Consider the following 10,618-nt stretch of genomic DNA (forward strand, 5'->3'; position numbering starts at 1 on the left):
GCGCCCCCCGCGACGGCGACGTGGCGCACTCCCGCCCGCCCGCGGGCGGGGCCGGCGCCCGGCGTGCGCCGGCGCGGCCACCTGCGCGTCGCGCGGCGCGCGCCCCGCGGGGCCCCGGTGAAGGCGCACCCGGTGAGCCGGAGCCGTTCGGGACGGCGGACCCCGGCGAGACCACAGGCGCCGAGGTCCACCCGGACCAGCTCCAGGGCCTCGGCGTCCACCCCGCGCAGCGAGCTCACCCGGCCGGTCGGGGGAGTACCCGGCGGCCTCGTCCGGTCCGGCCCGCGGAGCGAGGTCGTCCGGGCCGCGCCGTACCCCGCGGACGCCCGTCGCGCGGTCGCGTCCCGCCCGCCGCCCCCGGCGCCTCCCGCGTTCCCGTCACCGGGCCGGGCGCGCCCCTCGATCCTGGCCGGGCCGAGCAGTGTCGCGCCGGTGAGGTCGGCCTCGGCGCCGTCGAGCCGTACGGCCAGCCGCCCGGCCGCCCGCAGGCGCCGCAGGTCCACCCGGCATCCGGCGGCCGCGACGTCCAGGCCGCCGCCCGTCCACGCCCCGGCGAGGCACAGGCCGCGACCGGCCGCGGTGGGGGTCAGGGAGCCGCCCTCCCGGAACCGCGCCCCCTCGAACCCGGCCAGCCCGCCGAACTCCGCCCTGCGGAACGACACCGCCCGGTCGAACCGGCACCCGCGGAAGACGGCGTCCCCGGCGAACCTGGCGCCGTCGAAGCTGGTGAAGCCGTGCAGCTCGGCACCCTCGAAGGAGACGGTGCGCCCGAAGGCGGCGGCGCCGAACAGCGCGTCCCGGCCCGCCGAGACCCGGTCGAACGCCGCGTGCCCGGCGACGGAGACGCCGTGCAGGGACAGTTCCCTGGCGAATCCGGCCCCGCGGAAGGAGACGTTCCCGGTGAAGCGCGCGTCCACGAAGGAGGCGAGGCGGTGGAAGCGCGCGTGGTCGAAGGAGGCGTCCCCGCAGAAGACGACGCCGCCGAACCGCGCGTCCCCGGTGATGACCGCCCGGTCGAACCTGGCCCGCCCCGGGCGTCCGCGCGTGGCCTCCAGGACCCGTTCCAGCAGTTCCGGCTCGATCCGGGTGCCCCGGAGGTCGAGGGGGGAGCCGGGGGAGAGGCCGCCGAGGACCTCGGCCAGCTCGTCGGCGTCCAGGTGGGCCAGGCAGCGCCCGTAGGGCTGCCGCGCCGATCCGGTGCATCCGGGAAGGGCGGCGCAGGTGGCCCAGCCCACGTCCAGGCTTCTCATGACCGACTCATACCCATGAAGAGGGCCAAAGCGAGATCTATGGCAAAGTGCGCCATGATCGCCGCCGGTTAACCTCCACAAAGTATCGAGATTATGTAATTTCACCTTCTATCTACTTATAAGTACGTGTGGAGCGATACATGTGGCTTTACGCTCCCGGTCATGCGTCCTTCAACCAAAGTGGCCGCCGCCCTCATGGCCGGCGGCCTCGCCGTGTCCGGCCTGGCGGTCCTGACCACCGCCCCGGCCCTGGCCGCGCCGGGCACCGTCGTCATCAGCCAGGTCTACGGCGGTGGCGGCAACAGCGGCGCGCCGTACGCCAACGACTTCGTCGAGCTGTTCAACCGCGGTTCCGCTCCCGTCCCGCTGGACGGCTGGTCCGTGCAGTACGGCAGCGCCACCGGAACCGGCACCTTCGGCGCCAACTCGCCCGTCCCGCTGGCCGGCACGCTGGCGCCCGGTCAGTACCACCTCATCCGGCTCGCCGGCGGTTCCACCGGCGCCGCGCTGCCCGACCCCGACGGCACCGGCGCCATCAACCTGAGCGCGAGCGCCGGCAAGGTCGTCCTGGTCCGCTCGGCCGAGGGCCTGGCCTGCAACGGCGGCTCCGCCTCCTGCACCGCCGAGCAGACGGCGCTGATCGCCGACCTCGTCGGGTACGGCACCGCCAACTACTTCGAGGGCTCCGCCCCGGCCCCCGCCCTCTCCGGCACGCTCGCCGGCCTGCGCGGCGACCACGGCTGCGCCGACACCGACGCCAACGCCGCCGACGTGGCCACCGGAGCCCCCGCGCCGCGCAACCGGGCGACCACCCCGGCGCCCTGCGGCGACCCCGGTCCCGACCCCACCGCCACCCCCACGGCGAGTCCCACGGTGAGCCCGACCCCGTCGCAGAGCCCGACCTCCTCGCCGACGCCGACAGGGGAGCCGTGCGAGACCCCGGCCACCCACCAGATCTCCGAGGTGCAGGGCAGCGGTGACGTCAGCCCGCTGGCCGGGCGGACCGTCCGCGTCGAGGGCGTCGTGACCGGCGACTTCCAGCGAGCCGACCAGCTCGGCGGGTTCTTCCTCCAGGACCCGACACCCGACGACGACCCCGCCACCTCCGACGGCCTCTACGCCTTCGCCCGCGACTCCTTCAAGGACGTCAAGCCCGGCGACCGGGTGCTGGTCACCGGCAAGGTCGTGGAGTACAACGGCTGGACCGAGCTGTCACCGGTCACCGCCGTCGACGTCTGCGGCACCGGCGGCGTGCGGCCCGCCGGACAGCACCTGCCGCTGCCCGAGGGGAGGACCTTCGAGCCGCTTGAGAGCGTGCTCGTCACCTTCCCGGACAAGCTGACCCTCACTGACCACTACAACCTGGGCCGCTACGGCGAGGTCACCGTCTCCGCCGACGGCCGGGTGTTCCAGCCGACCGACCGGCGGGGCGTGGACGCCGCCCGCGACTCCCGTCGCAGCCTGCTCGTGGACGACGGCTCCACCAAGGAGAACCCCGCCGTCATCCCCTACACCGACCCCCGGGTCGTCCGCCTCGGCGACACCGCCACCGGCGTCACCGGAGTGCTGGGCTACGGCTTCGGCGTCTACCGCCTCCAGCCGACCGCGCCGATCGAGTTCGCCCCGGCCGCCCCGCGCCAGGCCAAGCCGTCCCCGGTCCACGGGAACGTCAAGGTGGCCAGCTTCAACACCCTCAACTGGTTCACCACCCTGAAGTCGCGCGGCGCCACCACCGCGGAGGAGCAGCGACGTCAGCTCGCCAAGCTGGTCGCCGCCCTCAAGGGGATGGACGCCGACGCGGTGGGCCTGATGGAGGTCCAGAACAACGGCCAGACCGCCGTCCAGGCGCTGGTCGACGCGCTCAACGCCGAGGTCGGCGCGGGCACCTACGCGGCGCTCGCCAACCCCACCCCCGGCACCGACCTGATCCACGCGACGGCGATCTACAAGGCCGCCAGGCTCAAGCCCGTCGGTCCCGCCCTCTCCTCCACCGACCCCGTCTACCGGCGGCCCCCGCTGATCCAGACGTTCCGCCGGGTCCAGGGCGGCCAGCCGTTCACGCTCATTGTCAACCACTTCAAGTCCAAGGGCTGCGACGAGGACGCCACCGGGCCCGACGCCGACACCGGTGACGGCCAGGGCTGCTACAACGGCGAGCGGATCCGCCAGGCGCAGGCGACGCTGGCCCTGATCGACAGCCTCGACCTTCCCAACCCGCTGGTGCTCGGCGACCTCAACTCCTACGGCGAGGAGGACCCGATCCACACGCTGGAGGCCGGCGGCCTGACCAGCGTGACCAAGAAGCTCATCCCCGCGCCCGACCGCTACAGCTACCTCTACGGCGGCAAGCTCGGCGAGCTGGACCACGCCCTGGCCGGAAAGAGCCTGCTCAAGCGCGTCACCGGCGCGACGATCTGGCACATCAACTCGGACGAGAGCCGCATGCTCGACTACAACACGGAGTACAACCCGCCGAGCCTCTACCGGCCGGACGCGTTCCGCTCCTCCGACCACGACCCGGTGATCATCGGGCTGGACCTGCCCGGCGGAAAGCCCTGACAGTTGTTATTCATGGCGACGCTGTTACTCATGGCGACGCTGCGCGTCGCGTGAAAATCCCCCGCCGCCTCCACGTGGAGGCGGCGGGGGATTCGTGGTTCTGGGGTTCGGGATCGGCGCTATGGTTTGGGGCGGTCTATAACTCTTGGTGTCTATGGGGCGAATGTGACTACGGGGCCGGGCAACCAGCAGTATCCGCCACACCCGCAGTGGCAGGGGCCCGCGCAGTGGCAGCCTGGCGGGCAGTCGCCCGCACCCGACGCGCCGCCGGTCCCGCAGCAGCCCTCGCCCGTCGCGTCGCCTTCCCCCGTCGCGCCGCAGCCCGCGCCGGTGCCGCAGGCTCCGCAGGGACCCGCGCCGTCCCGGTGGGGCGAACGGCCCCCGCCCGTCCAGCCCGGCCCGCCGTACGGACAACCCGCCCCGCCCGGTCCGCCGTACGGACAGCCCGGCCCGCAGCCGGATCCGCAGTGGCAGGGGTCCCTGGAATGGCAGCCGGGCGGGCAGCAGTCCTCCGCGCCGTATCCGGGCGGGCAGCAGCCGCCGGGGCCCCCGGCGCCGCGCCGCCGCAGGACCGGGCTGTGGATCGCTCTCGCCCTCCTCGCCGTCCTGGTGACGGTCGGGGCCGGGATCGTGGTGGGCACGGTGCTGGGAACGGCGAAGCGCTCCGGGCCCTCCGCCGAGGAGACGGCGCCCGCCGACCCGGCCTCCGTGGCGGTGACCAAGCAGGACGTCGAGGCACTGCTGAAGGGGCACACCGCGGCGCTGAACGACGGCGACCTCAAGGCGTACACCGGGATCTTCGACCAGGAGAACACGGCGCTGGTCCAGCAGCAGACCAGGCTTTTCAACAACCTGCGCAAGCTGCCGATCACCGAGATGTCCTACCGGACCCTGGCGCAGGAGGGACGCGCACAGGACAGCTTCGGCCGGGGCGTGACGTTCAACCTCGATGTCGCCTTCGTCCACCGGTTCAAGGGGATCGATCTGGAACCCGTCTCCGAGTGGTACCGCTGGACCGTCTCCCGGCGGGCCGCCGGCGCCCCGATCGTGGTCACCAAGGTGGGCGGCGCCCCGGCGCCGGTGGGCGGTGCTTCCAGGACCGTCTACTACCCCGGGCCGTGGGACGTCTGGTCCGACGTCTCGATGGTCAGGACCCCGCACGTCGTCATGCTGGCCCCGCCGTCGCTGGCCGCCAAGGCGAGGCGGATCGCCCCGATCGCCGAACGGGCCGCCGCGGACGACCTCGCGTTCCTGGCGAAGAACGGCCGGCGGGGACGGGACGTGCCCAAGGGCTTCGTGGCGGCGCTGGTCAAGGGCAGGGAACAGCTCGGCGGTCTGTTCCGCAAGGAGAAGGCCCACGAGGCCGGGGTCTCCATCCCCATGTTCACCTGGCAGAGCAGCGTCGACGCGTTGCCGATCGGAGGCAGCCGGGTCGTGGTGGACACCGCCTCGGCGTTCTTCGGGACCGTCGGCGGCATCCGGGAGATCTTCCGCCACGAGTTCGCGCATTCGGCGCTGGCGAGCCTCGACGGCGGCAAGGCCGGTTTCCTCGGGCTCGACAACTGGATGGTCGAGGGCTTCGCCGAGTACGTGGCCAACCGCGGCAGCCCCATCACCGCCGACGTCCGCTACGACGAGGGCCGCGCCTACCTTGCCGGGCGGCTCTCCCAGCCGTTCACCGGTCGGATCCCGGACAACGTCTCCTGGGACGCCAAGGGGATGACCAGCGTGAACTACCTGATGGGCCACCTCGCGTCGCGGATGATCGCGGAGAGGTACGGCGAGCGCAGACTCGTCGAGTTCGTCACGGCCTCCTACCGCGACGGCCGCTCCCAGGACGCGATGCGGAAGGTCCTGGGCGTCGAGGAGGACCGGTTCCAGCGGCAGTGGGCCGACTACGTCCGCGGCCGGCTCGGCTGACAGGGAGAGCAGGATGACCGATGACCGCAACCCCCCGCCGCCGGGGTGGCCGCACCCGCCGCAGCGGACGGGCGGGTACGGCGGGCAGCCGTACCCGCCGGGCCAGGCTTCCCCGGCGCCGGGTCGGCCACAGAGCGGGCAGCCGTACCCACCGCGGGGCCCCGGGCCGTACCAGGCCCCGCAGCCGTGGGGAGCGCACCCCGTTCCTCCGCCCGTCGCGCGGAGGACGGGCAGGACCGTGCTCCTGGTGGCGCTCGGCCTCGTCGTGCTGCTCGGCATCGGCGCGGGCACCGCCTGGTTCGTCTCCGGCGGGTTCGGATCGGGGACCGGGGGCCTGGGGGACGGCGAATGGCGCGTCCCCTTCACCACGGAGGGCACCGAGGTCATCGGCACCGACGCCTCGATCGCCCTCGGCACCTGGGTGAGTGACAAGGCCGCCGTCCGCGTGCAGAAGGACGGCCTGCTCGCCTACGACCTGGGGACCGGCAAGCGGGCTTGGGGCATCCCGTCCCCCGGCGGGGAGATGTGCGCGGCGACCCACGGCCTCTCGGGCGGCAGGGGCGCCGCCGCCCACGGCACCGGGAAGGTCTGCGACAGGCTGGTGGGCGTCGACGCCGGGACGGGCCGCATCGCCTGGAAGACAGCGATCCCGCCGATGCCCCCGGCGAAGAACGACAAGGGGATCTTCCCTCCCACCCTGCTGCTCTCGGGCGACCTGGTGGTCGTGCGGACCTGGGAGGAGGTGGCGGCCTACCGGCTCTCCGACGGCGGGCGGGCGTGGCGGCGGGCGATCTCGTCACCGTGTGCGGCCCGGGACGCCCTCGCCTCCGCCGCCCAGGTGGCCGTCAGCCTGAGCTGCACGGAGGGAGGCGACGCCATCGTGGTCCTCGACGCGAGAACCGGAGCCGTCGCGGGGCGGCAGCGGGTCGCGGGCATCCACGAGGGGCCCGAGCACCTGCTCTCCGCCGACCCGGTGGTCGCCGCCTGGGACGGCGCGGGCGAGGCGTCCATCCTCGTGCTGGAGGACCGGGGCAGAAAGGCGCGCAGGTTCGGCACCGGGGAGGAGGTCGACCTCCTGCGGCTCAACAGGGCGATGTACCTGGAGCACGGCCGTGAGGAACTCCGCGCGGCCGTGCGAGGCGGCACGCTCTACCTCGCCGCGGCCCCCGTGCGGGGGAAGAGCCTCGCCGAGAGCCGCAACGACGTCCTGGCCTTCGATCTGGCGACCGGCAGGCGGCTGTGGAAGTCCTCGGGCATCGGGCAGAACAGGATCACGTTCGTCGAGGGCGACGCGGGGGAGAAGGGCCTCCTGGTTCTGGAGGTGGGCGGCTACTCCGGGCCCGCGGCCAGGCTGACGAGGATCGACACGGCCACCGGCAGGGCGACGCCGGTCGCCGAGCTGCCGGACGGGGTCGAGAAGGAGGGCGAGGACGCCCACGTCCACCATCGGGACGGCACCCTGGTGGTCATGCCCTTCCAGCAGCCGGGCGTCAGGTACGCGGTCACCACGCTGCGCGCCGGTGGCCGCCATGGAATGTCCGGTGGGGGGTAGGTGGTTATGGGAGCCGTACAGACGTGAACGACAAGAGGAGCCACCGGTGGCGACCATCGAGGTAACCGACCAGAACTTCAACGAGATCGCCGACGACGGGATCGTCCTGCTGGACTTCTGGGCGGCCTGGTGCGGGCCGTGCCGCACGTTCGGCCCCATCTTCGAGAAGTCGTCGGAGAAGCACACCGACATCAAGTTCGGCAAGATCGACACCGAGGCGCAGCAGGGGCTGTCCCAGGGCTTCGAGATCACCTCGATTCCGACGATCATGGCCATCCGCGACGGCATCGTCGTCTTCGCCCAGCCCGGGGCGCTGCCGGAGCCGGCCCTCGAAGACCTGATCGGTCAGGTCCGTGCCCTCGACATGGAGGCGATCCGGGCCGAGCTGGCCAAGGAGATGGGCGTCCAGGAGGGCTGAGACCCCCGCACCACGAGAACCCCGCGCCGTGAACGGCCGCGGGGCTCTCATCGTGTCCGCCTCCGGGCGCGGACCACATGTCTCGCCGGCGGCCTCCCGGTACGGGGTACGGCCCGCGCGTGCCGCCCGGGAAGGGCCGGGTGACCGGGGCGGCACGGCCGGGAGGAACCGCGGAGGGTCAGGCCGAGCGGTACAGCTCCGCCACCCGGAAGGCCAGGTCCAGCGACTGGCTACGGTTGAGGCGCGGGTCGCACGCCGTCTCGTAGCGCCGCGCGAGGTCGTCCTCGACGATCTCCAGCCCGCCGCCCACGCACTCGGTGACGTCGTCGCCGGTGAGCTCGATGTGGATGCCGCCGGGGTGGGTGCCGAGCGCGCCGTGCACCTCGAAGAAGCCCGCCACCTCGTTCAGCACGTCGTCCAGGCGGCGGGTCTTGTGGCCGCTGGGCGCCTCGAAGGTGTTGCCGTGCATCGGGTCGCAGATCCACGCCACCGTGGCGCCGCTCGCGGTCACCTTCTCCACCAGGGACGGAAGGTGGTCGCGGATCTTCCCGGCGCCCATCCGGGTGATGAACGTCAGGCGGCCCGGCTCGTTGTCCGGGTTCAGCCGCTCGATGAGCGCGAGGGCGTCCTCGGGGGTGGTCGTCGGACCGAGCTTCACGCCGATCGGGTTGCGGATCCGGGAGAAGAACTCCACGTGCGCGCCGTCGAGCTGGCGGGTGCGCTCACCGATCCAGACCATGTGCGCCGACACGTCGTACGGCAGGCCGGTCCGGGAGTCGATCCGGGTGAGGGCGTGGTCGTAGTCGAGGATCAGCGCCTCGTGCGAGGAGTAGAACTCCACGGTGTGGAACTCGTCCGGGTCGGCCCCGCAGGCGCGCATGAACGCCAGGGCCTGGTCGATCCCCCGGGCGAGCTGCTCGTAGCGCTTCCCGGCAGGCGACTCGATCACGAAGTCCTGGTTCCAGGCGTGCACCTGGCGCAGGTCGGCGTAGCCGCCGCGGGTGAAGGCGCGGGCGAGGTTCAGCGTGACGGCGGAGGAGTGGTAGGCGCGCAGCAGCCGCCAAGGGTCGGGGACGCGGGCTTCGGGGGTGAAGTCGAAGCCGTTGACCATGTCACCCCGGTAGGTGGGCAGCTCGATGCCGTCGCGGGCCTCGGTCGGCTTGGACCGCGGCTTGGCGAACTGGCCGGCCATCCGGCCGATCTTCACGACCGGCACCTTGGCCGCGTAGGTGAGCACGATCGCCATCTGCAGCAGAGTCTTGAGCTTGTTGCGCACGTCGTCGGCGGTCGCCCCGGCGAAGGTCTCGGCGCAGTCACCGCCCTGCAGCACGAACGCCTCACCCCGTGCCACCGCCGCCAGCTCGGCCTTGAGCTTGTCGCACTCGCCGGCGAACACCAGGGGCGGCAGCCCCTTGAGCTCGGCGACGACCTTCTCCAGCTCGTCGCGGTCGGGCCACTCGGGCTGCTGCGCCGCGGGCAGCCGCCGCCAGGAATCGAAGTTGATGCTCACGGCATACCAGGCTATTGCAACCTCGTCGCCTCCCGGACCCCCTTGTCCAATATATGAGATAGCTTTCGTCATAAATGAGACGTCGGGGGTGGGAGAACCCCGCCCGGGAAGCCGGGGAGCCGGATCAGTCCGGCCGGGGACGGGGCGCCTCCGGGCTCCTCACGTGCTCGGGGAGAACGCCGTAACCGATGAAGCGGCGGCCGAGGGCGCCGACCACCGGGAGGCGGGAGACGTCGCGCGGCAGGCCCGCCGGCCGGACGCGGCCGGAGAGGGCAGGGCCGATCAGCGCGGCCTGCACCGCGCGCTGGGCCAGCTGGGTGACCGCCGTGGGCGGCACGCGGCGCCGCTGGACGCGGGCCAGCAGCGACTCGGGGATGTCGGCTCCGGCGGCGAGGGGCCCGGCCAGCAGGTTGGCCGCGGCCACGGCGTCCTGCACGGCCAGGTTGATGCCGACCCCGAAGATCGGTGACATGGCGTGCGCGGCATCGCCGATGGCCAGCAGGCCGGGACGGTGCCAGCGGAGCAGCCGGTTCACCCGGACCGACAGCACGCTCACGTCGTCGAAGCCGTCCAGCAGCCCGACGCGGCCGGCGAGGAACGGCAGCAGGCCGGCGACCTGCTCGCGCAGCGCCTTGATCCCCTCGGCCCGCAGGGCGTCGAAACCGCCCTTGGGGATGACGTAGGCGAGCTGCCAGTAGGAGCCGCGGTCGATCGCCACCATGATGCGGCCGCTGGACAGTCGCAGGAAGGTCTGGTCGAGGTCGGACGTCTCGCGCGGTAGCCGGAACCACACCACGTCCATCGGCGCGCCGAACTCCTTCGGGACGAGTCCGGCGGCCCGGCGCACGGCGGAGGTGCGGCCGTCGGCGGCGACGGTGAGCGTCGCGCGCAGCTCGTGCTCGCCTCCGGCGTCGCGGTAGCGGATCCCGCGCACCGCGCCGCCCTCCCGGATCACGCCGGTCACCTCGGCGTTCATCACCAGCCGGAAGGACGGGTACCGCCCGGCGGCCTCGGTGACCAGGTTGAGGAAGTCCCACTGCGGGACGAAGGCGATGTAGCGATACCTGCCCGGCAGCCGGGTCAGGTCGGCGACCGGTGTCAGGCCGTCGTCGGTCATCACGACCAGCCGGTGCTCCTTGCGGTGCGGCAGCCGGTGGAACTCCTCGGCGAGCCCCAGCTCGTCGAGGATCCGCAGGGTGGAGGGGTGGATGGTGTCACCCCGGAAGTCCCGCAGGAAGTCGCCGTGCTTCTCCAGCAGTGTGACCTTGACGCCCGCGCGGGCCAGTAGCAGCGCGAGCGTCGCTCCCGCCGGGCCTGCCCCGGCGATCACGCACGTGTTCTCCGTCATAATTCATCACCCATTGAATTGTTTCACGACCGGGGCCGAAGGTAAACCTCCTCCCGCCGAC

General features: G+C 72.8%; 7 protein-coding genes. 4 read left to right on the top strand and 3 right to left on the bottom strand.

Going from position 1 to position 10,618, the window contains the following annotated elements; all coding sequences use genetic code 11:
• Window positions 1–1,250 (bottom strand): pentapeptide repeat-containing protein (locus AB0D67_RS31855; protein WP_362944258.1); only part of this gene is annotated, 1,250 nt, incomplete at its 3' end.
• 162 nt (window positions 1,251–1,412) lie between these two features.
• Here AB0D67_RS31855 and AB0D67_RS31860 point away from each other — a divergent pair.
• The 4 genes from AB0D67_RS31860 (at window position 1,413) to trxA (ending at window position 7,699) form a co-directional block, all read left to right on the top strand.
• Window positions 1,413–3,809 carry an ExeM/NucH family extracellular endonuclease gene (locus AB0D67_RS31860; RefSeq protein ID WP_362944260.1) on the top strand — a complete coding sequence of 799 codons (2,397 nt, stop codon included), beginning with the start codon at window positions 1,413–1,415 and terminating at the stop codon, window positions 3,807–3,809.
• 165 nt (window positions 3,810–3,974) lie between these two features.
• Window positions 3,975–5,729: a hypothetical protein gene (locus AB0D67_RS31865; protein ID WP_362944262.1), complete on the top strand. Its 1,755-nt coding sequence runs from the start codon at window positions 3,975–3,977 to the stop codon at window positions 5,727–5,729.
• 238 nt (window positions 5,730–5,967) lie between these two features.
• Window positions 5,968–7,281 carry a PQQ-binding-like beta-propeller repeat protein gene (locus tag AB0D67_RS31870; RefSeq protein ID WP_362944264.1) on the top strand — a complete coding sequence of 438 codons (1,314 nt, stop codon included), beginning with the start codon at window positions 5,968–5,970 and terminating at the stop codon, window positions 7,279–7,281.
• A gap of 46 nt (window positions 7,282–7,327) precedes the next feature.
• Window positions 7,328–7,699: a thioredoxin gene (trxA, locus tag AB0D67_RS31875; RefSeq protein ID WP_362944266.1), complete on the top strand. Its 372-nt coding sequence runs from the start codon at window positions 7,328–7,330 to the stop codon at window positions 7,697–7,699.
• Between the two features lie 178 nt (window positions 7,700–7,877).
• Here the strand turns inward: trxA and AB0D67_RS31880 are convergent, their stop codons facing one another.
• Window positions 7,878–9,209: a class II 3-deoxy-7-phosphoheptulonate synthase gene (locus AB0D67_RS31880; RefSeq protein ID WP_362944268.1), complete on the bottom strand. Its 1,332-nt coding sequence runs from the start codon at window positions 9,207–9,209 to the stop codon at window positions 7,878–7,880.
• Window positions 9,210–9,333: 124 nt separating this feature from the next.
• The gene (locus AB0D67_RS31885; protein WP_362944270.1) at window positions 9,334–10,557 is read right to left on the bottom strand and encodes an FAD-dependent oxidoreductase; all 1,224 of its coding nucleotides are present in this window, start codon (window positions 10,555–10,557) and stop codon (window positions 9,334–9,336) included.
• Window positions 10,558–10,618 lie beyond the last annotated feature (61 nt).

The sequence above is a fragment of the Streptosporangium sp. NPDC048047 genome (assembly GCF_040653115.1).
GTDB lineage: Bacteria > Actinomycetota > Actinomycetes > Streptosporangiales > Streptosporangiaceae > Streptosporangium.

Bases quoted from the DNA above. Each gene is read 5' to 3' on its own strand.
- AB0D67_RS31860 (WP_362944260.1), top strand. From the start codon at position 1,413: ATGCGTCCTTCAACCAAAGTGGCCGCCGCCCTCATGGCCGGCGGCCTC.
- AB0D67_RS31885 (WP_362944270.1), bottom strand. From the start codon at position 10,557: ATGACGGAGAACACGTGCGTGATCGCCGGGGCAGGCCCGGCGGGAGCG.